This is a genomic window from Nostoc sp. ChiSLP03a (genome assembly GCF_034531215.2).
Lineage (GTDB): Bacteria > Cyanobacteriota > Cyanobacteriia > Cyanobacteriales > Nostocaceae > Nostoc.
On record NZ_JAVRBQ020000009.1, the window covers coordinates 1 to 26,080 of the forward strand.

A 26,080-nucleotide genomic window follows, 5' to 3' on the forward strand; every position below is an offset into this window, starting at 1 on the left:
GGAATTGCGCCAACGGATTAAACATGAGTTAGCTCAAATGTCTTCCGAGTTAATCTCCTGTTTGACCTGTTATGATTTTATCCTTGAAGCTCTGTTCCATGAAGCTTTATTCTATGCATCTTCATAGAGAATTGGTATAAGATAACAGCACTGATGCCAGCTTTTTTAATTGCTTTTTCTTCTTTTTTGTTAATGTTACTGCGCTCGTTTTTCGAGAAGCCGAAAACAAAAAACCAGCAATCTCCCTTGTTGGTTGCGACGAATGTATGAAAGCCACCACGCTTACCTTGTCCAGAGTGGGCAATCCGCTTTTTGAACAGCCCGCCTCCTAGATCGGCTTCGTAAAGTCCTGCCGTCATTTCGTTTACAGCAGCGCAGAGGCTGAGGTCGTTTAAACCCTCTTTGCGTGCCCAACGGTCAAACCATCGGGTTTTGTAAATTATCATGCTATGGTCATTATCTTCGCTTATTATATAGCACCAAGTGCTATGCTTGGCAATACACTATAAAACTCAAAAAGCTTGAACAAAGACCGATCGCAACATTGAGTAGAAACTAGCTAATCGCACTCCACCAGATACAAAGGTAAAACTTTAGTTCTCCAATTTTATTTAACACTTTTAAACCACTCAGTAATCCCTTGAGCGATCGCTTTTGCCATTTTCTTTTGTTCCTCTGGGTTCGCTACCTGCTCAAATTCATCGGGATTGCTCATAAAACCCAATTCCAGTAACACCGATGGTGCAGCAGTTGGACGTGTCAGCGCCAGGTTATCCCAAAACACACCATAAGAAGGTCTACCGATTTTTTTGACTACATAGTTGTGTAAAAACATTGCGAGACTGTGTGCTTGGGGTTGATACCAAAAAGCGCCGAATCCCTTGGTTTTTTCAGCATCACCATCATCGGGTAAAGAATTGTGATGTATGGAAATAGCGATGCATGGTTCCTCTCGACTGATAATTGCCTGACGTTCTACGAGCGAAACTTCCTTGTCGTCCTCCCGCGTCATCACCACCGTTGCCCCTCGCTTCACCAACTCGTCGCGCAGCAACTTGGATACCACCAAATTGACATCTTTTTCTAAATATCCAGTTGGCCCACTGGCACCAGTTTCTTTACCGCCATGCCCTGGATCTAGTACAATCTTGAAATTAGCTAAAAGCTTGCGTCTTGTGTTCCCAATTTTAGGCGGATGACGCAAAGCCAAAACCAGGGTTGTACCGTCGTATGTCAGCTTGTATCCCCACTGTTGAGCTTTTTTGAGGTTAAAGGTGTATTTTACTTGTCCTGGAGCCTCCTGTTGCCAGTCTAGGCGATAAATTAGGGGGTCATCATCCAGGCGAATGATGTCCGTTTGGGCAGTAGTATTGTAGAGAGTGAGAGCGAAAGTTTGCTCACTTTGTTGTACGCTCACGGGTACGGGAACTTGCAAGGGGAAAACTATCTCTGTCGCACTAGGGAGTTGACGGTATCCGACACTGCGAATTATTGTCTGTGGCGGAACTGCACCAGGTAAAATGCGGGTTTCTTTGCTATTAATCCAAGCGCCATAATCTAGGCGCAACCATTCACCTTCCCTACCTGTAACTGTGGCGCGTGTGCCTTTGGGCAGTGGTGTGAGTCGGGAATAATCGGTGCTAGGGCCAGTACGAGCAACGCCTGATTCTACTGTAACCTCAGAAACTGGCAACTGTGTTCTTGAGAGGATTTCAATCTTACCAGATCCTGGTTGAGTTATCGTCTTGCCATCAAGCGTCAATTGAAATTGAGGTTTTCCTAGATCGGCGGCTGTTGCCACTGTGGTGCAACCTTGATAGTTGCCTACGCTAGACTGGGCATGAGGCTGATTTCGCCCTGTCAAAGCTGCCGAATTACTTGGTAGTTGTGCCTGTTGAGGTTGCGGCAAAAGGGCAATAGTTTGATTAGCCAGGATTACAGAGACATTAGCGTTAGGGGGTACGATCGCACTAAAACAAATTACTTCTCCTGGTAATCTGGCAATGTCAACTGCGGGAGTCAGGGAATCTTTCGCAAAGGCTACCCCCTGTGGTAGTTCAGGACTAGCGTTAAGCCCGATCACCTTAATCTTAAGTTCTTGATTCTGGCGACGCACAGTAAAAAGATTCTCCCCCAACTGCAAGGGGAAACTAGGGGAAAAATGACCAGCTTTGCTGCGGGTAATTGGCTTACCATTGATCAAAACCTGACCATCTGGTGGTGCAGTGCCCAGAAAAAAGATTTTTTGGGCACTTGTCTGGTAGTTTGTCTGGGGAAAAACAACTATAAGAGATGGCTCTGCCAATGCTACCGAGGAGGTGAGAATACAGCTTAATATTACTAATCCTAAGAGGTTTTTCACAGCAAATCACAGAAGATGACACCACAACAACTGTGGCACAATGACGGGATGTATTTTTAGAAGTTGTTAGAAATTCAAACTACTATGACTAAGTTTATCTTTGTTACTGGAGGCGTAGTTTCCAGTATTGGTAAGGGCATTGTAGCAGCAAGTCTAGGGCGTTTGCTCAAGTCGCGCGAATATTCGGTGTCGATTCTCAAACTCGACCCTTATATCAATATCGATCCTGGGACGATGAGTCCCTTTCAGCATGGGGAAGTATTCGTTACCCAAGATGGTGCGGAGACAGATTTAGATTTGGGGCATTACGAACGCTTTACCGATACCTCAATGTCGCGCTTAAATTGTGTGACTACTGGCTCAATTTACCAAGCAGTCATTAATAAAGAACGGCGCGGAGATTACAATGGCGGTACTGTACAGGTAATTCCTCATATTACCAATGAAATTAAAGACCGGATTCTGCGAGTTGCTAAAAGTACAAATCCTTCTGTAGTAATTACAGAAATCGGTGGGACGGTGGGAGATATTGAATCGCTGCCGTTTTTGGAAGCAATTCGCCAGTTCCGTAAAGAGGTGGGGCGGCAGAATGTGCTGTATATGCACGTAACTTTGGTGCCGTGGATTGCCTCTGCGGGTGAAATGAAAACTAAGCCGACACAGCATTCAGTTAAAGAACTCAGATCCATTGGCATTCAACCAGATATTTTAGTTTGTCGCAGCGATCGCCCTTTACCGAAGGGATTAAAGCAAAAATTGTCGGGATTTTGCGATGTGCCGGAAGAATGCGTTATCACTTCCCAAGATGCCAAAAGTATCTATGAAGTACCCCTAAATCTAGAACGGGAAGGAATGGCAGAACAAGTGCTGAACTTGCTGCAAATGGAACAACGTAAACCAGATTTGACGCAGTGGCAAACCCTGGTACAACGTTTGCATAGTCCGAAGCACGAGGTAGAAATTGCCATTGTTGGTAAATATGTACAGTTAAGTGATGCTTATCTATCTGTAGTGGAAGCGCTCAACCATGCTGCAATCTCCACTTATGGCAAACTGCGCCTGCGTTGGGTGAATTCAGAAGAATTGGAAACTGAACCAGCCGAAAATTATCTTGAAGGTGTTGATGGCATAGTTGTACCAGGAGGTTTCGGGGTTCGGGGAGTCGATGGCAAAATTGCCGCGATTAAATACGCCCGCGATCGCCAAATTCCTTTCTTGGGTTTATGCCTGGGAATGCAATGTTCTGTGATTGAGTGGGCCAGAAACGTAGGGGGATTAACAGGTGCTAATAGTGCTGAATTTGACCCTTACACAACTAATCCGGTAATTAATTTATTGCCAGAACAGCAGGAAGTTGTGGATTTAGGGGGTACAATGCGCTTAGGATTATATCCTTGTCGTGTTCTCCCTGATACTTTAGCTTTTAAGCTCTATCAAGAAGATGTAATTTATGAACGACATCGACATCGCTATGAGTTCAACAATGCTTACCGCGATTTGTTGTTAAAGTCTGGCTATGTAATTAGTGGTACTTCTCCCGATGGACGTTTAGTTGAAATTGTGGAATTACCCAAGCACCCATTCTTTCTTGCTTGCCAATTTCATCCAGAATTTCAATCACGCCCCAGTACACCTCATCCTTTATTTAAAGGATTCATTCAAACAGCGATCGCTCTTTCCCTTTCAACATCTAGCAAACCAACACCATTGGAGGTGTCATAACAATTCAAAATTCAAAATTCAAAATTCAAAATTAATTGCAACATTAACTTAAGGCTTCAGTAGATTTGGATATTCAGGGTGCATCATTCGTAAATTTCGGACTTGAGGAGATGTTGTGGCGTACTGGGTGAAAATCCTTTACGAGAGGAAAGAATATGTAGTAAATTTTGAACGTGTCCATGCTTTTTGTTATGAACTGAATGGCAGAGTTACTTTTTGGCTACCCGATAGTGCCATTCCCATAATAATTAACCCACAAAATAACCTAGAAGATTATCAAAAAATTCTCGATTATTTAGAATGTGTGACAGGATTAGAATTAGAGCGTGCCCACTGGGTGAAAATAATTTACGAAAAAAATGAATATGTCATTAATCTCAACTGCATCAGTTCCTTTTGTCATGAACCGAACGGCAGGATAACTTTTTGGTTGCCAGATGGCACTATTCCTATTATCATCAACCCTGTGAGTAATCCTGAATCTTATGAAAAAGTTGTGAAATATGTTCAAAAAGCAACAGGATATTCTTTGTCTTGAAATTCCTGTATAGCAGAACAAGGTAAAATTCAAAATTCAAAATTCAAAATTCAAACATTTTAGAACTTCTGCCTCCTGCCTCATCCCAACTACAAATATTTACGCGATTCTACTTATCGCTTACTGCCATTCATCAAAAATTTGTTTTATCCGCTCAATTGCCGTGTTTGCTGCTTCTTCTGGAGATATGCTATTGACAACTATTCCATTGAGAGCTTTACCCCAAACATTCTCTTCTAAAACTAGGCTGTAAGCAGGGTTTTGGACAATATAAAATGGACGAGTATCTTTAGTTAATGTTTGAGTTGCAGTGGAAAGATGAGGATCTGCTGGATTTGTCCAAAAAGGATCTTTCCAAACAGACTTCATTACTGGTAGATACCGACCTCCGGTAGCTTTGAGATAGTTTCCTATTATTTCAGGTTTAATTAAATATGCGAGAAAATCTTTGGCTACCTTTTGGTTTTTAGACTCGGCAAACAAAACTATTTCATTAATCGAGACTAAGAAGCGCATCGGTTTACCATTAGGTTTGTTCGGAAATTCTAAGATACCAAGCTTATGACGATAGGTGTCAGAATCTTGGCGGACAGCAGCAGGAATCGAAAGCGAGCTGTTAGGCGTCATAACCACGCCATGATTGAGTAAGCTGCGATTATTGTCTGGATTTAACCAGTTTACTGCGTCTGGTGGTACGTAACCCTGCTGGAAAAATTTCGCATACCACTCTAAGCTTTTAACAATACCTTGATACACCTTGGGATCGTTGAGCAAAAGTTGACCCTTGGAGTCTAAAATTTGGACATTGTATGCCTCTAAAATCTGCTCAAATAAGTAGTAGGTATCTGTAGAACCAGTGGAAAAAGGAAAGCCTAACCCATAAATATTCTGTTTTTGCTGTGCGCGCAAATCATCTTGCACTTGTTTCCAAAACTCCCAGAAAGCATCCCACTCTTTAGGGATATCGCTTTGAGTTCGACCTACTTTCTCTAGTAAGTCTCGCCAGTAGAAGATGTGAATTGTTAATTGATTAATTGGGACTGCATAGTAACTCGGCTTCTTATCAACATTGTTATATAAACGAACTGCTTCCAACACACCTTCAGAATAAATACTTTTGACTGGCTCAATTACATCAGAGACATCCGCCAATTTACCTTCCCAGGCAAGACGTGGATACAGCTCTCTCTCAGCACTGCTATTGATGACAAGATCGGGTGAATTACCTGCCTGAAGTGCTCTTTGAGTCTTTTGTGGCAATTCATCGTTAGTATAGAAAGTAAGTTTAATTTTGTTGCCGCTTTGTTTTTCCCAGTTATTAACGATCTTCTGGAGCGCTTCATCCTCTTCCAAGGTATAACCTTTATCTGACCAAATCTTCAGGACTTTACTGTTAATAGGAGACTCGGTGACTGAAGATTGGGTAGATTTTAAGATGTTAATGCAGGCAAGAATTATCAAGCTGAGTATTAATGCCACGAGTACGTAGCGATGGCTAGCTCTGATTAGCATTACGGCAAAAGTTTGCCTAACTCTTTGCTGATTCTTCAAGCCTTTAGCCATTGGACTGGCTTTTGTTCTGAATAACATGCTCATTTTATGATTTTTGCCAGAAAAACATCTTTACTGCATCTTCTGACATTACATAGCGTTTATTCAAGCTTAAATAGTTGCTTTTCACTCACCGAAACAGTGCCTCGGCTTAGAGTAACGTTAGCGGAAAGTTAAGGTTTAGCCCGTGCTGAGTAAAAAGTAAAATTAATAATTTAAAATCTTGAATAGTTTTGCCATGCCAACTTTGCTGCACCTAATATTCCTGCAAAATTGCCTAACTTTGCTGGCAATATTTGTAAACCCGCTCGTGATAAAGGCTGCACTCGCTTCTCAATTTCTGCCTTCACACTTGGTAAGAAAAACTCAAAGCTACCACTGATACCGCCACCAATCACGATCGCTTGTGGTGTCAGTACATAAATCAAACTCGTCAAACCAACTCCTAAATAAACACCATATTCTTGCCAAAAAGTCAATGCTGCGGCATCTCCTTGTTGGGCAAGAAAACCCAATTCGATGGGTTCCTTGAGAGTGCGGCGGCGAATGGCAGTAGCACAGGCATATTGTTCCAAAGAGCCTCGATTGCCACTATTACAAATTGGCCCATCAGGATTTAAGGAAATTAAACCCAACTCCCCGGCGGCTCCTTGATGTCCAATAAATAATTTGCCATCAAGGATAATTGCGCCACCAACCCCAGTACCTAAAGTTAGCAGAATCAGATTTTGAAAGTGGCGACCGGCTCCCAGCCAAGCTTCTCCCAAAAGAGCGCAATTAGCATCATTAGCGATCGCAGTTGGTTTGCCAGTTTTAGCTTCTAACCAGTCTGCTAAAGGCACATCGATCCATCCAGGTAAGTTAATAGCGATTTTGGCAATGCGTCCTGCGGCATCGGCTGGGCCAGGAGTACCAACACCAATCGCAACAGCTTGATTATCTGGATCGATTTGAGCGATCGCATCTAGCAGAACCGCCAACACCGCTTCCGGCGTTGTTGGTTGAGGAGATACCACAGTTAAAGATTGCAGACAAGTACCATCATCTGCAAAACGCCCCAGCTTAATTGCCGTTCCCCCGACATCAATGCCAATTACTTGAATTTTGTCATTTGTCATTTGTCATTTGTCATTTGTAATTGGGTATGAGGCATTGGTAATTGGTGAACAGTTATCACCCATTGCCTATTGGCGATCGTCGAGTTCAAAATCAAGAATTCGTCAGGGTTTTAGGATTTGGCACGAAAATATTCTAAATTTTCTGTCCTATTGGGTGCGACTCGTAAATTAGCAACAGTCATAGTACGAACACTAGATTGCTCTTGCCAAGCTGTAATTGGCGCACCTCTTAAGATACCAGCAAGAGCAAAGGAAAGGATAAATCCGCCAGTAGCGGCAGCAATTAACGTTAGATTATCTCTCATACAAATCTCTGTATTGTTTATTTGTCATTTGTCATTTGTCCTTTGTCTAAAATTAATGACCAATGACTAATGACTAATGACTAATGACCAATGACCAATGACTATTGTCGGATTCTATTTTCTCTCCGTAATCGAGGATTGACAAATTCATTTAACCCCTCACCAAGTAGTGATAACCCTACCACCATGAATGTCATCGTCAAACCAGGAAAAAGGGTAGTCCACCAAATTCCAGTAGGTAGAGCTTCTAGGGCTTGTTTTAAATCATGTCCCCATTCTGCCACTTCTTCGGGAAGTCCTAGCCCCAAAAAGCCTAAACCGCCCAACACCAAAATTGCATCAGCGGCGTTGAGCGTGAATAGGACGGGTACGCTTTGAATGACGTTGAAAAACAAATAACGAGAAAGCACAACCCAAGTAGAAGCGCCCATTGCTTGAGCAGCTTCGATGAACACTTCAGTTTTCACGCTCACGGTGTGGTTACGGACAACGCGATAGTATTGGGGGATGTAGGCAATGCTAATAGCGATCGCTGCATTCAATATCCCACGCCCCACCACAAAGGCCAGTGTCACAGACAGCAGCAGTCCCGGTAAGGTGTAGATGCTATCCATAATAAATAGCAGCACTTTATCCAATTTACCGCCGAGATAACCACTCAGCATCCCCAAAGGCACACCGATAATCATACTCAGTGCCGTTGCCAAAATTACCACCTGCAAAGCAGCTTGAGCGCCGAACAATGTCCGAGAGAATACATCATAACCCAGGCGACTAGTACCAAACCAATGTTTAGCTGAGGGTGGCTCGTGAATTGGATTAGAGAGAAAATCTTTGGGGTTTTGCAGCCATCCCCAAGCCTGCAATACGGGAGCGAAAAATGCCAGGAAGATGAAAAATAGGGTAATGGCTAACCCGATGAGCATGAGTTTTTGCGAAAGATTAAGACTTTTGCCAAACTGTAAAAATGTTGGTAGCCGCCGTCTTGTAATGGCCATAAAGCGATCGCCTAAAGCAAAGCTTGATACGCTGACCATTTTACATATTTAGATAAGGGATTGCGTAAACATCTTTAAATAAAAGTCCGACTACTTCACAGGGATACAGATATAGACTGAGTTAGAGGTGAAATTATGCCTGATTTTTGCCAGTGCTTTTAACTGCGATTCAGAGTACTACAATGTTTGTGATAATCTTTATCAACGAATCAGTCATCTTGAGGATGCAGCCTTTGATTTTTTTGACACACTTTCAGTATTTTAACTGTGGTCTTGGCTGTTAATACTTAATTAATATGTAGCACAATATTTTTTATTATCTTAGTCATTGTGAAACCTCTTCTACAGACTTACTTAGAACAAGAAATTTGGATACTAGTGAGAGATAAGTGGTATTTCGCCACAATTATCGGAGTTTGGGATGATTTATTGTCGTTTAAACATAGAACTTACAACAAAGATACAGAGGAGGATACTTTCTGGGAAATGGTTGTGAAAATTAGTGAAGTAATTGCTATTGATAAAGTTAAGTCTGTTATTAGTAGAAAACCAGATATGCTGATTTCACGGCTACTAAAAACCGATCAAAGTACAAGCGATCATCATCAAGATAATGAATATTAATTAGCTCTATTTCGCAGTTAGACTTATCCTTTACATCTGTCTCAAGATGCCAAGCATAAGCAGTGAAGTTGTTCGCTTTTCGCATTTTTTCTTGTCATCACTAAAACTTGATGTCCCAAGTACACGGCTTCTTGTATGGAGTAGGCAATTCAGGCTATCACTTAAGCGAACTATAGCAATCCGATTTGATTTTTGAAAAAATCTAAATATACGTAGGGTGCGTTACGCTTCACTAACGCATCCTATGTATATTTCAAACATCAAATATCAGGCCTACATAGCAGGTATTGAGTAGAGTCTTCCTCAGTTCCCAATACCTACTATCTCAAAGATTACTTTCAATCAACTGGCGATATTCGCTCTTTTGCTTCACGCCTTTGACTTCCTTCACCAGTTCCTTATTTTTGAACAATTGAACTGTTGGCGTTCCTGTCACACCAGCATTTTCAGCAATATCTCGGTCTTTGTCGATGTCAATTTCTACAAAGTGAATAATGCTTTCAAATTCATCCACTACTTTATTTAAAATTGGCTTCAGGGTATGACAAGGGCCACAACCAGGAGAGACGTATTTAACCAGGAGCAAGCGATCGCTTTCATGGAACAATTTTCGTAAAGCATAACCTCCCTCATGGCGCGTCCCATCCAAATTAAATCCAGCTTCTTCCTCAGCTTCAGTCTTTTTGGCTGGCTGATGTTCTAATTCATTATCTTTTGTTTCAGGCTGTTGATGGAATTCTTGAATCAAGCCACTGGATGACAACCAGCGTTCTGCTAACATCGCCGCCATACAGCCAGTACCCGCAGCCGTAATTGCTTGGCGAAACTCATGATCTTGTACGTCGCCAGCAGCAAAAACGCCTTCTACACTGGTTTCTACAGAACCAGGCTTGGTGACAACGTAACCTACCTCATCCAGTTCTAATTGTCCTTTAAATAGAGAGGTGTTGGGACTGTGACCAACGGCGTAGAATAAACCTTTAGCGTGCAGTTGGCTCTCTTCACCAGTTTTAGTATTGCGGACTTTCACCCCTTCCATGTGACCGTTACCGAAGATATCCACGGCTTCTGTGTTCCAATGCACTTGGATTTTCGGGTTGTTCAAAACGCGGTCTTGCATAGCTTTAGAAGCCCGCATTTTATCGGTGCGTACCAACATATTCACTTTAGAACCATATTTGGTGAGGTAAATTGACTCTTCCGCCGCCGAGTCGCCAGCACCAATCACAGCCAATTCTGCGCCGTGGAAAATTGGTGTTGCACCATCGCAAATTGCACAAGCGGAAATACCCCGACTCCAAAATTCGTGTTCGTTGGGTAAACCCAAACGCTTTGCTGTTGCACCCGTAGCAATAACGATGCTGTTGGTTTTAATTTCCCTTTCTTGCGATCGCACTGTAAAGGGACGCTGACTCAAATCAACTGAGATAACATCTTCAGTATATAGTTCAGCTCCCCAGCGCTCCGCCTGCGCCTTCATCTGATCCATCAGTTCCGGCCCGGTAATTCCTTTCGGAAATCCCGGAAAATTTTCAACTTCTGTTGTTGTCATTAGTTGTCCACCAGGTAATCCCCCGGCTTGGAAACCTTCAAATACAACAGGTTTCAAGTTAGCACGTCCGGCATAGATGGCGGCTGTGTATCCTGCTGGACCAGAACCGATAATTACCAAGTTTTCTACAGTTGGGTTACTCATGAAAATATATGAACTCATAACGACTACGCTTAATATAGCATAACAAACTGTGATTGGCTACGCCAGATGGGAAGCGATCGCAAGTTAGAAAAATCGGGAATACAGAGACAGCGCTCATAGGTTGCCGCTTGATGTGTGAGGAGTATTTATGATAGCTATAAGAATATTTCCTGTCGTGTTATGTCTTTTACTATTACAGACTTAGAGCAGCTACAAACCGAGCATCCAGAATGGCAGATGGAGCTGGTAGAGGGGAAAATCGTAGTTATGGGGCCATCAGATTACGAGTCAGAGGAAATTGGTACTCGGTTGAGTACCTTCTTGAATATTTGGGTAATGTCGCGCAAGCTTGGGCGAGTGACTGGCTCTAGCGCAGGCTTCATATTACCTAGAATAGAAAAGGACGACTCGGAAAAAAGGAACCTACGTGCCCCTGACGTGTCGTTTGTCCGCGCTGACAGATTGAAAAAGACCAAGCGCGACTTTGTAGAGTTAGTTCCAGACTTGATAGTTGAGATTAAATCTAAAAGCGACAGAATCAAACCACTTGAAGAGAAGATTCAGTTATTCTTGCAACTTGGGTCAGTAGTCGGCATACTGATAGATCCTGATAAATTGACATTAACAATTTACCGATTAAACCAAACTCCAGTGGTGTTGGAGAATGGAGACACACTTATATTACCGGAGTTGCTACCAGGTTGGGAACTGGCGGTATCAGAACTGTGGCCACCTGAGTTTGAATAAAGTACTCTCACAAATGAAATTAAGAATCTAGCCCTTGGCAAACACCAGGAGCTTAGTTATATGTGTGTCATTTGGAATGCAAGGATTCTGAATTGTGTAACTGTATCTCCCCAAACTTTTTTTCTAGAGATGATAGGAAAGCGATCGCAGCTGGGTAAGTTACATCTAGAACACCCAAGCACTTCCTACCCTAGGAAAACACTTATGAAAACCGAATTAAAAGCCAAGTTTCTCCAACACATCCTCAACAAAAAGAATGAAAATGAGGGTTTTACACTTATTGAATTACTAGTAGTAATTATCATCATCGGTATTTTGTCTGCGATCGCTCTACCTTCTTTCTTGAACCAAGCTAACAAAGCCAAGCAGTCAGAAGCTAAAACTTATACAGGTTCGATGAACCGCGCCCAGCAAGCTTTTTACTTGGAACAGAACCAATTTGCAGCCCAAGCTGACTTTGGTAAATTAGGCCTTGGTGTGGCAACACAAACCACGAATTACATATACAAAATTACTGGCGGTGGTAGTGGTACCCCTAGCCTAGTAACCAACCAAGCAAGTACAGTCGTTAGTACTGCACCTCTCAAAACTTATGTTGGTGGTGTGAGTGTAGCAACACAAGCTGCTACTAGTGAAGCTACTACTATAGCTGTTTTGTGTGAAGCTGATAAAGCAAGAGTTAACGGTGGTGCAGATATAGCAGACGCTACCGCTGGCGCAACCGGACCTAGTTGCCCTACCAACTTTACTCCTTTGAGATAAGTAGAAACATGATTTACTACGTGAGAATATAGTTCGGTTAAGCCACTTCATCGCAAAACTAATTCTTTCTGTAGTTTGTATTTAACTAAATTATGTATTTTTTAAAGTGGGTAGATTTTTCTATCCACTTTATTTCCATAATGTGAGTCATTCACAACATATTACCCATACACTTTTCCCCAACAATCACAATGATTACTAATACATACAATTGGCAAAATCAGGCTGAAGAATACTTTATTCAAGAAAACTATCTGGAATCGTCAAAATTATATGAGCAAGCAATCGCCATAGAGCCAAATGCTGTTTTATATTATTGGTATTTAGGATTAATATTATTATTACAAGGGCAAGAAACAGAAGCTCAAATGACTTGGATGCTGCCAATGACAGAGGCAGACGAAAAGCGTTTAGAAATTTGGACGATTGAACTGTTTGAATTTTTGCAAATAGAAGCAGAAAGGCGCGAAAATCTGAGGCAATACTCCATAGCCTGGTTAATTCGTCAACATATGCGGGAAATTAATCCTAGTGATATCAATAATTTACTCCAGATTTTATTACTTTCTATCAAACTCGAAAAATTTGAAGAAATTGATGATTTGCGTGACTGGGGATTAATTAAACTTTTAAATGAAAAGCAAAGTACAAATGTCAATACCGAACTATTAACACAAGTTTTACAAGAAGTTTTAAGTACTATTCCTTTACATCCAATAAATTTAGATTTAGCAGAAGCTTGTTTACCTTACTTTTCTGATATTTATCAATGCTTCGATATACTGCTTACAGCTGCTCTGCAAATTGGTCATACTTTACTACAGCCTGTACTAGCATCATCTCTTCTGGAATTACATTTACGATTGGAGCCAGAAAATGTAGAAATTTTGCGGCATTTAGCGACTTTTTATCAAGATGCTCGTAATTATTCCCAGGGTATAGAGACAGCTAAGTTGTGTTATTCCTTATCAGAAGGCTTGGCTGATAAAATTTTTGCACTCCATTTGCTGTTAAGAGGTCTAATGTCAGCAGGGGGATATTGGCAAGAGATATGCACAACTTGCCAAGAGTTAGAAACTGTATATCAAAAGTTTATCCAAGCTAAACCAATTGCTTTAGAAGAAGCAAGAATATTACGGTTGCTAACACCATCTTTTGCGATACCTCACATTAAAGATACTCCTGCTGAATTCCGAGCTATTCATAATAAAGTAGCTGAAATTTTTAATCACGATCTTCAATCTCTTGCCAAATCAGAAGGAAAAAACTACAATCGCCAAATTATTAATTATTCCTCTTTAACTATTAATTCAAAAAAATTAAAAATTGGTTATATATCTTACGCTTTAAGGAATCATTCTGTTGGTTGGCTAGCTCGCTGGTTATTTCAGCATCATAATCGAGATAAATTTGACATTCATACTTATTTTGTTAACTACAAATTAGTAAACGACTATCTCCAAGAGTGGTATCTAAGTCAGGCAGGAAAAGCTCGTCAATTAGGTATGAATGGTCTAGAAATTGCTGACCAGATATATCAAGATGAAATTGATATTTTAATTGACCTTGATAGCATCACTCTAGATGTTACTAGTGAAGTGATGGCACTCAAGCCAGCCCCCATTCAAGTTACTTGGCTGGGGTGGGATGCATCAGGTATACCTGCAATTGATTACTTTATTGCAGATCCTTATGTACTGCCAGATGATGCACAAGATTACTATACAGAAAAAATCTGGCGATTACCCCAAACTTACATCGCAGTAGATGGTTTTGAAGTTGGTGTACCAACTCTCCGCCGCGATGACTTGGATATTCCTATGGATGCCATTGTCTATCTCAGCGCCCAAAGAGGATATAAACGCCATCCAGAAACGACAAAGTGGCAAATGCAAATTATTAAACAAGTACCTAATAGCTACTTTTTGATTAAGGGACTTGCTGAACAGGAAACAATTAAACGCTTCTTTTACCAAATTGCTGAAGAAGAAGGTGTAGATTGTTCTCGGTTACGATTTTTACCACAAGTTTATTTAGAGTCAGTTCATCGTGCTAATTTAGGCATTGCTGATATTGTATTAGATACATTTCCCTACAACGGAGCGACAACAACTTTAGAAATATTGTGGATGGGTATCCCGTTAGTGACGCGAGTCGGCGAACAATTTGCAGCGCGTAACAGCTACACCATGATGATGAATGCAGGGATTACAGAAGGCATCGCTTGGACTGATGAAGAGTATATAGAATGGGGTGTGCGCTTAGGAAAGGATGAGGCTTTACGTCAGCAAGTCGCTTTAAAATTGAAAGCATCTCGACAAACAGCACCCCTGTGGAATGGCAAACAGTTTACCCGTGAAATGGAGAAGGCTTACGAGCAGATGTGGCAGAACTATAGCGGTTCTCAATCGCACGGAATACAGACCTAACCCCCAGCCCCTTCCCTTGTAGGGAAGGGGAGTAAAATTCAAATGCCTCTCTCCTTTTAAAAGAGAGGTTAGAGTGTATTGCATCCAAATGAAAAGCGATATATGATTTACCACTACACAAGCAAAGTCCACCTCCGTGGACTAAGGAAAAAGTAAGGTTTTTAACCCGCGTAGGCGAATTTTGCCCTATAGCGAGATCACTGTTTCAGCAGATTGGCCCGACGCATGACGAGGGCGAAGATGCAAGGTGATTTCCGTATCGAGTCGCTTGAGGAAAATGAGGAGTTTGCCTTCGCTGAACCGTTGAAACTCTCCTTTCATCAAATGAGATACTTCTGGTTGGGGAATGCCAAGAAGTTCGCTAATTTCGCGGTGTTTCAAATTGCGTTGAGAGAGGAGGCGGAGTACTTCAATCCCTATCTTGCCCCGCGTAAAAAGTTCTGAAGCATTCGACAAACCGAGGTCAGCAAATACGTTGCCACTGCTTTCTTCAAAAACGGGTTCCTGTGTCATTATTGTTTTTCCCTTGCCACTGCATCCTTATAACGTTGTTTAATCAGGTCAACATCAGCCTGTGGGGTTTTAATACCCTGCTTTGATTTCTTCATTTGAAAAGCGTGCAGGACATAGATTTTCTCTCCAATCTTTACTGCATAGACTGCCCTGTAAGTATCAGTATCGTAGCGTTTGACTTTCATACACGCCACTTCCAACCCCTTTAAAAGGCTTGGCATCCATTGGTGTTTCTCCTGCTTGCACCAATTGCAGCGCATAGCCTACTGATGCACGCACTTCTTCAGGAAATGAACGGATATTTTTGAGAGAGTCTCCCATCCAAACCAGAGGTCGTAAAGGAATTTCATATAATATCCTCGTCATCGTCCATTTTATATGAAATTTACTATAAAACAAGTCAGACAATAGCATGAAATGTCCCCCGCGCCACTTCCGAGGTAAGTTGGGAGGGGCAAGATTGGGTAAATTAGAAATTTAAGCGCTAAAGTGCTTGCTACAAACTTAAGCTATCTACATCGCAGGATGGAAGAGTTTCTGCTTTCGCTTGTGCGATCGCCTGTTGATTATCTGTTGCTAAAGTAATTCGAGTATGAATTCTAGGCAAAAGAGTTTTCCATTGTGTATCACTTATCTTACTAAGCAGAGAAATTTCTGGCCCTTCAGTTATATCTACATCATCTTCCATGAGCAAATTCATGGTCAAAGACGATAAAAGCATATCGGCTTCTTCTTCAGAAATATTTTGAGTATTTATCAGGAGAGTTATGTGGCTTTTATCTGGGTGAGTGGTGAGAGTAGAAATAACACTCGCTAAATCTTGATATAGTAAATCTTCTGGCTGTAACCAGTCTGGGAAAATAATTAGATTAATATCTCCTAAGCGGAAATTTTGACTCAGAGTATCTGCAAGATATTTACTAAATAGTTCTTGGAAGAGGCTGCCTATTTTAGCTGAGTAAGCGCGGCTATCTAGAAAACTAGGATTAACTTGCATTTTTTCCTTGATTTCGGCGCTCTTTTGTTGACGTAATTCAGGATCGGTTCCAAGTGCAACTGCTAACTGTATATAAGACTCTTCACTATCTGCGACTAAATTAGGTATATTTAATGCTTGCACCATTGCAGCCCCCATTGCAGAGCGAAAGCTAGTTCCCCGTCTAGCAATTATTGGTAAATTAACCTGTAGTGGTTCTATCAAAGAAGTTGTTCCAGCAAATGGAAAAGAATCTAGATAAATATCCGCAATTTTAAAGTATTCTTTAACTTCTTGTCGATTTGGCACTGGCTGAGGATCTAAAACTATTAATTGTTCTGCTGGTATTCCATGCTTTGAAAATACTTTAATTAACTGATTTATAAAGGCTTTTTTAGGATAATTGTTTGACCAATTCGGGCCAAATGGCAGAAGCACTAAAACAGAGTTAGAAACTCCAGAAATTATTTTTGCCCAAGTATCAATTAGTTCGGGGATGATTTTAAAGAAGTTAGCACCAGAGATAAAAATAACTGTTTCTTCGGATATACCCAAACTTTTTCGATCGACTTTGACAGTTATATTTTCTTCTTCATTACCATAACTAAAGCAATGAACAGACCCTTCAAGTTTCACCAACTTTTCTTGATATTGCTGTTCTGCCGTTGGTGATGGATCGGTTAGCGTACCAGAAATGTAATAATCTATATGCCGCATTCCTGTTGTTACTACAGATCCGCCACTTGTGATTTGTATTCTGGCTAACCGATGCATTGATAAGAAGCAGATTTGATTAGTTACTGCCGTCACATTGGTAGCAATAAACAATATATCAAGATCATCAGCACGAATAATATTTACCTGTTCTTCTAAATTTTGTGGTAGTAGTTTAAAGTAGTTGGCACAGCTTTGGCAATATTGCTCTAGTTGATGACCAGTTTGATTAAGAGAGTACAAAATTACTTCAAAATCTCTACTGATATGCTCATAAACAGGTAGGTAAGCAAATGTTTCAGAACCAGGTAGAAAATGTGCAGCCAGGACACCCAAACGAATTTTTTTTCTGGTTATAGGTCTATCAGCAAAATCGTAATCTACCTTATAACCATTTATCTTGAGTAAAAATTCTATAATTTCTGCACGTTTAACATAGATATCTTTAAGATTATGCTCATTAAAATATAGTGGAATAAAATTAGAAATGGACACAAAATTACTAACTATTTTATCCCACGATTGAGAATTCGAATTTTGTAATATCGATGTGTGTAAATAATTAATCCATCTTTGCATAAAGCAATAGTAATTATCTGCTTCACCCGGCTTTTGAAAGTGAACTGGGGAAGAAAATAGGAATTGTAAATAGTCCTGAACTAACCAATGGGGTATGTGAGAGAGGTCATACTGTAATGGTAGCTGATCAGCACGACAATACAGCATAGCTGCTAGTAAACTCTGAATTGCTTTTGGCCGATCAAAACCTTGAGATATACTTGTAACGATATTATTAATAAAAATCTGTTCATCATTAGTCAAGCTTTCATGTTTGATGCTACTATTTACTAACATATTATGTGTCTTACCTAGCAGACCTACATACATATCTGTTATCTGAGCGTCTGAAGCATTTAGACATTCTTCTGCTATTTGTTTTCGCAACTTCTGCAATTCTGCATTTTTTTCGCTCAAAGCTGCGTATCTATAAAGGGCTTGTTGTCTCGTTGCTTGAGGATATCGTTGATCGCTGTAAATCGTCTGAAACAATTTTTGATAATCTAATAAAATAGCATCCTTTAAAGCCGTATTCCGACGAGTTTGTTGTTGTGGGTGTATCCTAAAGTGAGATAAAACTTGATCGACAAAACCAACTTTGTATTGGCTCATAATTCTGAGCCACATTTCCAAATCTACAAGTTGACAAAACTCAGAGTTAAATAATCCTACTTTATCAAAAACATCTTTTCTAATTAGTACTGTGCTTGGCTCTCCAATTTTATTAATTGGATTGTCAAGTATATTTGGATCTAGCAAAAGTTGCTGTCCTGATTGAATTGTCTTTAATGTTGACCAAGCTTTGTGTACATCTTTAGCTTCATGATGCATTAAAAAGTTTGAATCGTAAACGGTATGACCAATATTAGTGAAGAGTGTTCGCGGCGAAAAAACTAAACCTATCTCTTCATCTTGTTCAGCCAAATTCACCATTTCTTCAATAGCAGTTGGCTCTAATAAATCATCTTGAAATAAAAACTTTATATATTTTCCTTGAGCTTGAGAAATACAATAGTTCCAGTTTTGAGCTAGTCCATACTGATTATGTCGAAAAATTGAAAATTCAAAAAGTGATTCTTGCTTGAATGAGTTAGCGATATTAACAGTATTGTCACTAGAATTATCATCAGATATAATAATTTCCATATTTGGATAAGTTTGTTTGAAAACACTATTGATAGCTTCTGCAATAAAATTTGCACCATTATAAGTAGGGATACAAATACTAACAATAGGTGATTCCTTTCTTATTCCTCGTTCTACTTTAGTTAGAATATTTCTTTCACTTAGATGCTGTTGTTTATCGTAATAGTTGGTTTGTGCAGATTGATTATTTTGTATTCCTAAAGATAAAATATCTTCAATTACATAAGTATCTGTAATAGCAAAAAACTTATCAAAAAATGATTGCAAATCATTTTTATAGTATGGTTGAAGCTCATCAGGGATAGGCGTTGTTTGTCTTAATTCAATTTTTTTTAGTAAGTCTGGTAATATTTTGGGTATATGATTTTTTTGATAATGTCTTCTAGAATAAACAGATTCTGTCTTTAACGCTTCAGAAGTAGTGTTTCTTAAGTATCTATAAAGTTCGTCGGGTGTTTGCCAGCGAAAAGCTTCTGGATAAGCAATATCTGTACTACAAAGTTGACGAGAACGATAATTATTATGAACTATAATTGGTGTACCAGATGCCATAACCTCAATACCTGCACGACCACCGCCTAAAGGAAATGACTCTAAATATATATCAACTTTATGTTCGGACATTGCTTTCCCTAAGCTTTTAACCCAGGGAATGTGAATAAATCGTTCTAAACTAATTCTAAATTGCCCTAGCTCTCTTTCTATAACACTAAGTGTATGCTGTGATAAATCTCCAATATGTATATGAAATCCACCAGTAGAGGCAATTATTTTAGGCACTTCATGAATATAAGAATATAAATAAGGAATTTCTTTAAACTTATTTTCACTGCCAGAAGAACAAGTTCTTAATTGGCCGTCTGAAACAAAAGAAGAGGAACACCTATCAGAAACGTTATCAACCACTAAGGGAAGATAAATATTGTTGGAAATTCCTAAATTATTACGACAGTTATAGAAAGAACCAGGGTCACTATCTATATGTTGTGCATAGGAAAGATATACGCCAAGACAAAGAAGATGACCAGCATGATGATAAAAAATTAAGTTTGGTGTTAAATTTGGCTGTACTGCCGCTACTGCTACAGCATCCTGTGGATGATTAAATAGAAATACTTGATTTGCAGGATTGGCTATCAAAGCTTCCTGAAGCCACCTCAACTTGTCTATTGATGTGCCTTTTGTTGACCAAAGTATCTGCACGTTCAAAGGTCTAAATCTCTCTTCAACTGCTGGACGATCAGTTGAATTAAAGGTATCAGTAATCAGAATTAAATGTTTCTTCTCTGGTCGAGCTTTTATCAAATCCTCAATAACAGCAGTGTGTCCTCCAGTTTTATATAGTTGAGTAGCTATATATATAATAAGTTCATCATCTGGGTTATATTGATTTTCTAAAAAAGGTTTTTGAATTTTCAGAAGTTCGCTACCAATGCGTTGACATAATTGATCTAAAATAACTGAGCCAAATACATTAGTTATCGTAATTACACTTGCTTTACCATAGGCTATTTTATGAGCAAAGTGAATAATTATATTTAGAGCCAAATTTAAATCACCTGCATCTATGGTTTTTAATATTTCTGATTCAAACTCTGCTAATGACATAGTATTGTTTCCTTGGTATACCCAAACAATTAATAAATCAACTCAGGATCAATGCATTGATTTCCGGGAGCATCCCTTTTTGTAGCTCGTTTTTTTAGATCAACTAGATAGTAGACTTTTTGACACCAAATAATTATATTTCTTCCAAAATTGAGTGATACCTGATTTATGATTTACTTTATGAACCCCATTTTTGTAATACTTCTATTACTCTGTCTAAGAGTTTATTAGAAAGATGAGATCCCATAGGTAAACTAAGGACTCTTGTTGATAGATTTTCTGTAATTGCTAGTACTTCTTTAGTCCATTCATTGTCAATGTAAGCTTTAGACAAGTGAGGAGGAATAGGATAATGAATTAAACTACCAATGCCAGAAGTATCTAAATGATTTTTTAGATTGTCTCTTTGAGGATGAGTGATGACAAATAAATGCCATACTGGTTCAGCCCATTCTGATACGTAGGGTAATTTTAAATCTACAACTTCTTGCAATGATTTTAGATAGTATATGGCTATTTGTTTGCGTCGTTCATTCCATTCATCTAATTTCGTAAGCTTCACTCTCAAGAAAGCAGCCTGTAATTCATCCAATCGTGAATTAAATCCTTTGACTTCATTCTCATACTTAACGCGAGAGCCATAGTTACGGAGCAGACGAATTTTATCAGCTAATTTAGCATCGTTGGTTGTAATTGCTCCCCCATCACCAAAAGCCCCTAAATTTTTACCAGGATAAAAACTAAACCCTGCTGCATCTCCTAAACTACCAACTCGACGATTTTTATAACGTGCGCCATGTGCTTGAGCCGCATCTTCAATAACCTTAAGATTATGTCTATTAGCAATTTCATTGATGCAATCCATATCTGCTGGCTGACCATAGAGATGAACTGCTATGATTGCCTTTGTTTTGGAAGTAATAGCTGCTTCTATTTTCTTATGGTCAATATTATAAGTATTGATATCTGGTTCAACTGCTATTGGTGTTGCTCCTGCATAAGAAACTGCTAGCCAAGTGGCAATATAAGTATTAGCTGGAACAATTACCTCATCACCTGCACCTATTTCCAAAGCTCGTAAAATTAAATGCAAGCTTTCTAATCCATTACCTACCCCAACGCAATACTTAGTTTCACAGTAAACAGCAAACTCTTCTTCAAAAGCTTCTACTTCCTGACCAAGAATATACCAGCCAGACTCCATGACGCGCTGATAAGCTGCATCAAGTTCTTCTTTTAGTTCCAGATAAGGAGCTTTTAAATCAAGAAAGGGAACCTTCATTATCTTTGTTTCTCACTGCTTTGATGAATTCTTCATAATGACGGTAGTAATCAGACTCGTCATAAAGTTCTGAAGCTAAAGCCATACATACCGCTCCAGAAGAAAAATTATCAATTTCTCTCCAAGTTAGAGGAGATATATAAAGTCCATAATAAGAGCGATTCAAATGATAGTTATTTTTTTGAAATCCGTCATAAATAGTAACATCAAAACTACCAGACATTGCTATCAAAAACTGATGACATTTATTCAGCGCATGACCAGCACGATTTGAACCACCTGGCACATCATATAAATAGAAAACTCGTTTGATGTCAAATGGGATATGTTTATCACTTTCAACAAAAGTTAAGTTTCCGCGAGAGTCTTGAATTTTGGGAAGCTCAATAAGCTTACATCTGGATACATTCATGATGTTGCTAATTATTTATTTTGAATTTGTGCTACTACGCCGATATTGGCTAATAAATCTTTGGGAATACTAGTGGATACTTCATTTAATGCCCTCAATAAATCTTGAGAATATTCAAGCATCATAGAATTTGGTAGAACTTTCAGAAAAAAACCTGTTGAATCTACCAGATGATAATCGATAGCTTTTATATCTGCTTCAAGCGTTTCCAGAGAATATACTCTCTGATGTCCTACCAATAAGTCTCTTTGACTTAAAGTATCTAATGCGGGTTGTAAACCCATGATTACAGCTAATTTCCTATGAATAGAGTTTTTATTGGGTACAATAGCTATGATTACACCATCATCTTTGAGCCATTGTTTCATTTGCTTTAATAAAACTCTAGGTTGCTCAATATGTTCTAAAACGTGCAGTGCTAAAATTGCGTCGAATTTTTTAACTGGCTCGTAGTCTTCAAATAAGCAATGAACATAATCAATTTTTTGACCAAATTCTTCTTTTGCTTTATCTATTAGAACAGAAGAGCCTTCAACTAAAGTGACGTTATAATTATCATGTACTAAAGCATTCGTAAAAATACCTTCACCATACCCTAATTCGAGAACTTGTGTTTTTCCTTGAAGGTGCTTTTTAACCCATTCAATAGTATATATCTGACCCAAATCTTCTATGTGTTTGTCTGAAATATTTTCATTTGTGTGATAATTTAAGGCAATTTTATTTAGTTCTTCTTTTGATATTCCCATTTTTTAAATCTCCATTTGTTTAGCAACCTGTAAGCCCTGGATTATTTGATCATTTAAAGATGACGACATAAAACTAGAGCTATTACCGATAAGTTTAATCTCTGGAAATTTTCTTAATACCATAGATTTCTCGGTATTAAAGCACTCATAACTATTTTGGCTAGGAACCATTAATGAATGTTTCCAGTGCTTACAATAAAAATACTGAATATCAGTATTGGATTCTATAATATGTAATTTAATTAATTCAGATTCTATTCTAGTTTTGATTTGTGCTTCATCTATAACTCCTATTGATGTTGCGAAATCAGTATTAAATTCTACTACTATTTTAGTGAGATACGAACTGCTTCTGGAACATATATTTTGATTAGTTACTCTATAGGAAATAAATTCTTTATCCAAAATAAATAAGGTGCTAAATTCCCTATTTATCGTATTACTTAAAATTCCTATAAAACAAATGCTTATAGATGCTTTGTCATAACTTAATGGCTGCTGATTTTCTTGAATAAGTTTGATAAGTGGAAATAGGTCTAAGCCCCACACAAGATTATTAGTCTCAACAAAATGATCGTTAGCTAACTGTAATTGATAACAATCATTAAAAATGAGAGATTTTATAGTTGCATTTTCGATATTAATTCTACTATTATCCTGAGCTTTCATTAACAAAGCATTAACAAAAGTACCTGCATATCCCTGATATGGATAATAAAATTCTGTATATTTTAAAATTTGTGGTGCTATTTCAAACTGAGATAAGATAGTCTCAGGATAGTAAAGTGGTAGCCATACACCTCTATGGTAAATTCCTAAAAAATCCGCAGTATTTTTATATATGACTTTTTTACAAAAAGATTCAATAAAAAGATTGTGAAAAGTTGTACCCTGATTTGCCAGCGATATTGCGTTAAAATTATTAGTAAAAAATAAATTATTTTTAAGTTTATTCTTAGCATGAAGTGAAGTGTTAGAATTGATTGTTATTTCTAACAGCTCTTTTTGAATAGCTTCTTTAATTCCAACACTAAGTTTTTGAAAAACACTTAGGTTATTAGAAATCATTAAATCACCAAATATTTCCCCATTAAAAAACATTTTAGGTTGAGGAACTACTTTTGTTATTATTAAATCACTTACATAACTTTTTATTAAAGAAGTAAATCTTCCAGAATCATTTCGTAAATTGGGATTATAATTCAAAACCTCATCAGATTGATACTGATGAAACGAATCGAACTCAAAAAAGGTCATCCCACAATCAAAATGATCGTTGTGAAACGTTAAACCACCAAAATGCCCGCCCCAACTAGATAATGGATTTATTATTTTTACTTTCCAATCTTGATCTGCTAAGGCAATTGCAGCTACTAGACTAGAAACATTATTTCCTATAATTGTAGCTTGTCTTTCCATCATTTATTTGCTTTGATATTAACAAAAATTTCAGAACCCATTTCCGGCATATATTTAACCATCAGATACAATCCATTTAAAATTTCTTTTGTAAGAATATTTTGAGTATACATTTTTTGCATTTGCTCATGAGTAAAAGGCTTAATAAAGTAAGATCCAGATTCAATTATAGAGAAGCCATGACTAATTACGAAAGATTTTAAGTTGTCCAAATCAAAAGTTTTAAATTGCTGCATTTTATTTTGGGTAGCAGATTTTTCAAAAATATTACTTATTAAACCCATTTCGTAAGCTAATATGCGGTGAAATGATTTTGCATTTGGAACATTAACATGGATTACAGTATTAGCAGAACTTATTTTATTAATAGACCTTAATAACTCTTCTGGATTTTCAACTTCATGTAAAAGACTACTCATGACAATATAATCAAATTTCTCTTTGGAAAGAGAAGCAATGTTATCTTCTAATTTACCTAAATGTACTGTGACATTACTTCTACTTTTAGCCATCACACAAGCATTGTCATAAAATTCCAATATTGGTTCAACAATGTGTATACTTTCAAAGCTACTTATGTAGTTAAATAAAGGATCTAAACCGCAACCAATTTCACATACTTTTTGAGCTTTATATGTCACTAAATATTCCAGTATTTTCTTTCTTCTATAAGAAATTTGGATCTCTTCAAAAGGAAGACTAAGATAATCTTCGTAGTATTTTTTTAAATTTCGTGTTTCCATACTTTTTATAATTTTATTAATTTGTCGAAATCATTCTTTTAGAATCCTTTGAAAAAAATAATTTAAGAGATTCTTGGCATCCTAAATTTTTTTTGAATTGCATCAATCCAATATTGGGTTCTCCTAAAATTGTTGATGTACCAAGATCAAGGAGTTTAAAAGCTTTTTTCTGAGCGTATTCATATATATAATTAGCTAGAAGTGTTATTGGGCTATAATTTTGCATATTATCTATATCACCCCAAGCATAAACATAAAGTATTAAAGGATTAATTACCACACATATGCTGCTACATACAATTGTATTTTTATTAAATACACCAAATAATTTTATTTTTCCGGGGAACATATTAACCATTTGCAAAATTTGTTCATAGTTCATTGAAAACATGAATCCTCGCCTTGTCCTATTTTCTAAAATAACAGAATAAGCTTGTTCATAAATTGAATAATCAAGTTCTTGTCCTGTAAAACCTTCTCTTAAACATTTATTCAACCTTTTTCTATTGCCATGATTAATTTTTGCCGAAAAGCATATATCATCCACAGCTAAATTATAATTAAGCTCATGATTTTTGACTACATAACCCAGCCTGATCATAATATTATAGGTGAGAGAAAATAAAGATGGATTATGACACATAGGTTGCATTATAACTTCTATTCTATTAGCACCTATACGCCATAAATAATCATCAACAGTTATAATAAACTGCTCATAAATATTGAACTCGATATTTTCTTGAATTACAAATCCTCCAAATGTTCCTTTTGCTGGACTTTTGAATACATCAGACGCAATTTCTGTAAAATGTATTGTACCTAATACTATCTCAGAATTTTTTTTACATAATTGAAAATAGAAAGCTCGCTCAGTTTGATGAATCTTAAAAAAATCACAAGTATTGAAAAGATGATTTATTTCGCTATCGATAAAGTAATTTACCTTAACTTCATATTTATCATCAATAGATAAAATAAAGTGTCTGTTCATTATTTTTTATGATTAAAATATGAATAACTTGCTGTAACCGTTTTTAGCGCATACTTAACACTCTAAGGCTGTATTAACCTATCTTCTTAGTTACTAGCCTTTCGCGGCGATAAA

The 26,080-nt window shown here is 38.0% G+C and carries 21 protein-coding genes and 1 pseudogene; 6 read left to right on the forward strand and 16 right to left on the reverse strand.

The window, feature by feature from the left end; all coding sequences use genetic code 11:
* Positions 1 to 77 precede the first annotated feature (77 nt).
* Entirely contained in the window at positions 78 to 446 is a 369-nt protein-coding gene (locus RMY32_RS00975) for a type II toxin-antitoxin system RelE/ParE family toxin (protein WP_322713898.1), read from the reverse strand.
* Positions 447 to 607: 161 nt separating this feature from the next.
* Entirely contained in the window at positions 608 to 2,362 is a 1,755-nt protein-coding gene (locus RMY32_RS00980; RefSeq protein ID WP_322713899.1) for an N-acetylmuramoyl-L-alanine amidase, read from the reverse strand.
* A gap of 84 nt (positions 2,363 to 2,446) precedes the next feature.
* Here RMY32_RS00980 and RMY32_RS00985 point away from each other — a divergent pair, with 84 nt between their 5' ends.
* Positions 2,447 to 4,084 (forward strand): CTP synthase, encoded by a 1,638-nt coding sequence (locus tag RMY32_RS00985; RefSeq protein WP_322713900.1) that lies wholly within the window; start codon positions 2,447 to 2,449, stop codon positions 4,082 to 4,084.
* A 115-nt stretch (positions 4,085 to 4,199) separates the two neighbouring features.
* Positions 4,200 to 4,622 carry a hypothetical protein gene (locus tag RMY32_RS00990; RefSeq protein ID WP_322670423.1) on the forward strand — a complete coding sequence of 141 codons (423 nt, stop codon included), beginning with the start codon at positions 4,200 to 4,202 and terminating at the stop codon, positions 4,620 to 4,622.
* A gap of 120 nt (positions 4,623 to 4,742) precedes the next feature.
* Here RMY32_RS00990 and RMY32_RS00995 read toward each other — a convergent pair whose 3' ends face one another.
* The 4 genes from RMY32_RS00995 to RMY32_RS01010 all read right to left on the reverse strand — a co-directional run bounded on the left by RMY32_RS00995 (position 4,743) and on the right by RMY32_RS01010 (position 8,594).
* Positions 4,743 to 6,212 (reverse strand): ABC transporter substrate-binding protein, encoded by a 1,470-nt coding sequence (locus tag RMY32_RS00995; RefSeq protein ID WP_322713901.1) that lies wholly within the window; start codon positions 6,210 to 6,212, stop codon positions 4,743 to 4,745.
* A gap of 176 nt (positions 6,213 to 6,388) precedes the next feature.
* On the reverse strand, positions 6,389 to 7,291 hold the full coding sequence (locus tag RMY32_RS01000) for an ROK family protein (protein ID WP_322713902.1): 903 nt from the start codon (positions 7,289 to 7,291) through the stop codon (positions 6,389 to 6,391).
* 110 nt (positions 7,292 to 7,401) lie between these two features.
* Positions 7,402 to 7,596: a hypothetical protein gene (locus tag RMY32_RS01005; RefSeq protein WP_322713903.1), complete on the reverse strand. Its 195-nt coding sequence runs from the start codon at positions 7,594 to 7,596 to the stop codon at positions 7,402 to 7,404.
* A 101-nt stretch (positions 7,597 to 7,697) separates the two neighbouring features.
* The gene (locus tag RMY32_RS01010) at positions 7,698 to 8,594 is read right to left on the reverse strand and encodes an ABC transporter permease (protein WP_322713952.1); all 897 of its coding nucleotides are present in this window, start codon (positions 8,592 to 8,594) and stop codon (positions 7,698 to 7,700) included.
* Positions 8,595 to 8,924: 330 nt separating this feature from the next.
* Here RMY32_RS01010 and RMY32_RS01015 point away from each other — a divergent pair, with 330 nt between their 5' ends.
* The gene (locus RMY32_RS01015; protein WP_322713904.1) at positions 8,925 to 9,218 is read left to right on the forward strand and encodes a hypothetical protein; all 294 of its coding nucleotides are present in this window, start codon (positions 8,925 to 8,927) and stop codon (positions 9,216 to 9,218) included.
* Between the two features lie 325 nt (positions 9,219 to 9,543).
* Here the strand turns inward: RMY32_RS01015 and trxB are convergent, their stop codons facing one another.
* The gene (gene trxB, locus RMY32_RS01020; protein ID WP_322713905.1) at positions 9,544 to 10,914 is read right to left on the reverse strand and encodes a thioredoxin-disulfide reductase; all 1,371 of its coding nucleotides are present in this window, start codon (positions 10,912 to 10,914) and stop codon (positions 9,544 to 9,546) included.
* A 180-nt stretch (positions 10,915 to 11,094) separates the two neighbouring features.
* Between trxB and RMY32_RS01025 the strand changes: the two genes are divergently transcribed.
* From RMY32_RS01025 to RMY32_RS01035, 3 genes are all read left to right on the forward strand, one after another.
* Complete coding sequence (locus tag RMY32_RS01025; protein ID WP_322713906.1) at positions 11,095 to 11,661, forward strand: Uma2 family endonuclease; 567 nt, start codon at positions 11,095 to 11,097, stop codon at positions 11,659 to 11,661.
* Between the two features lie 204 nt (positions 11,662 to 11,865).
* Entirely contained in the window at positions 11,866 to 12,423 is a 558-nt protein-coding gene (locus RMY32_RS01030; RefSeq protein ID WP_322713907.1) for a type IV pilin-like G/H family protein, read from the forward strand.
* A 191-nt stretch (positions 12,424 to 12,614) separates the two neighbouring features.
* Entirely contained in the window at positions 12,615 to 14,852 is a 2,238-nt protein-coding gene (locus RMY32_RS01035; RefSeq protein WP_322713908.1) for an O-linked N-acetylglucosamine transferase, SPINDLY family protein, read from the forward strand.
* A gap of 186 nt (positions 14,853 to 15,038) precedes the next feature.
* Here the strand turns inward: RMY32_RS01035 and RMY32_RS01040 are convergent, their stop codons facing one another.
* From RMY32_RS01040 to RMY32_RS01080, 9 genes and pseudogenes are all read right to left on the reverse strand, one after another.
* The gene (locus tag RMY32_RS01040) at positions 15,039 to 15,365 is read right to left on the reverse strand and encodes a helix-turn-helix domain-containing protein (RefSeq protein WP_322713909.1); all 327 of its coding nucleotides are present in this window, start codon (positions 15,363 to 15,365) and stop codon (positions 15,039 to 15,041) included.
* Positions 15,365 to 15,738 (reverse strand): annotated as a pseudogene (locus RMY32_RS01045) (type II toxin-antitoxin system RelE/ParE family toxin). Before RMY32_RS01045 ends, RMY32_RS01040 begins: the two are co-directional and overlap by 1 nt.
* Positions 15,739 to 15,861: 123 nt before the next feature.
* A complete protein-coding gene (locus RMY32_RS01050) occupies positions 15,862 to 20,367 on the reverse strand; it encodes a glycosyltransferase (protein WP_322713910.1) in 4,506 nt (1,501 codons plus the stop codon).
* A gap of 178 nt (positions 20,368 to 20,545) precedes the next feature.
* Positions 20,546 to 21,649: a DegT/DnrJ/EryC1/StrS family aminotransferase gene (locus RMY32_RS01055; RefSeq protein WP_322713911.1), complete on the reverse strand. Its 1,104-nt coding sequence runs from the start codon at positions 21,647 to 21,649 to the stop codon at positions 20,546 to 20,548.
* Positions 21,630 to 22,061, reverse strand: a complete 432-nt coding sequence (locus RMY32_RS01060; protein ID WP_322713912.1) for an FdtA/QdtA family cupin domain-containing protein — start codon at positions 22,059 to 22,061, stop codon at positions 21,630 to 21,632. The genes RMY32_RS01055 and RMY32_RS01060 overlap by 20 nt, the downstream gene beginning before the upstream one ends.
* An 11-nt stretch (positions 22,062 to 22,072) precedes the next feature.
* A complete protein-coding gene (locus RMY32_RS01065) occupies positions 22,073 to 22,810 on the reverse strand; it encodes a class I SAM-dependent methyltransferase (protein WP_322713914.1) in 738 nt (245 codons plus the stop codon).
* A gap of 3 nt (positions 22,811 to 22,813) precedes the next feature.
* Entirely contained in the window at positions 22,814 to 24,232 is a 1,419-nt protein-coding gene (locus tag RMY32_RS01070) for a hypothetical protein (protein WP_322713915.1), read from the reverse strand.
* Positions 24,229 to 24,972, reverse strand: a complete 744-nt coding sequence (locus tag RMY32_RS01075; RefSeq protein WP_322713916.1) for a methyltransferase domain-containing protein — start codon at positions 24,970 to 24,972, stop codon at positions 24,229 to 24,231. The genes RMY32_RS01070 and RMY32_RS01075 overlap by 4 nt, the downstream gene beginning before the upstream one ends.
* 16 nt (positions 24,973 to 24,988) lie before the next feature.
* On the reverse strand, positions 24,989 to 25,966 hold the full coding sequence (locus tag RMY32_RS01080) for a hypothetical protein (RefSeq protein ID WP_322713917.1): 978 nt from the start codon (positions 25,964 to 25,966) through the stop codon (positions 24,989 to 24,991).
* Positions 25,967 to 26,080 lie beyond the last annotated feature (114 nt).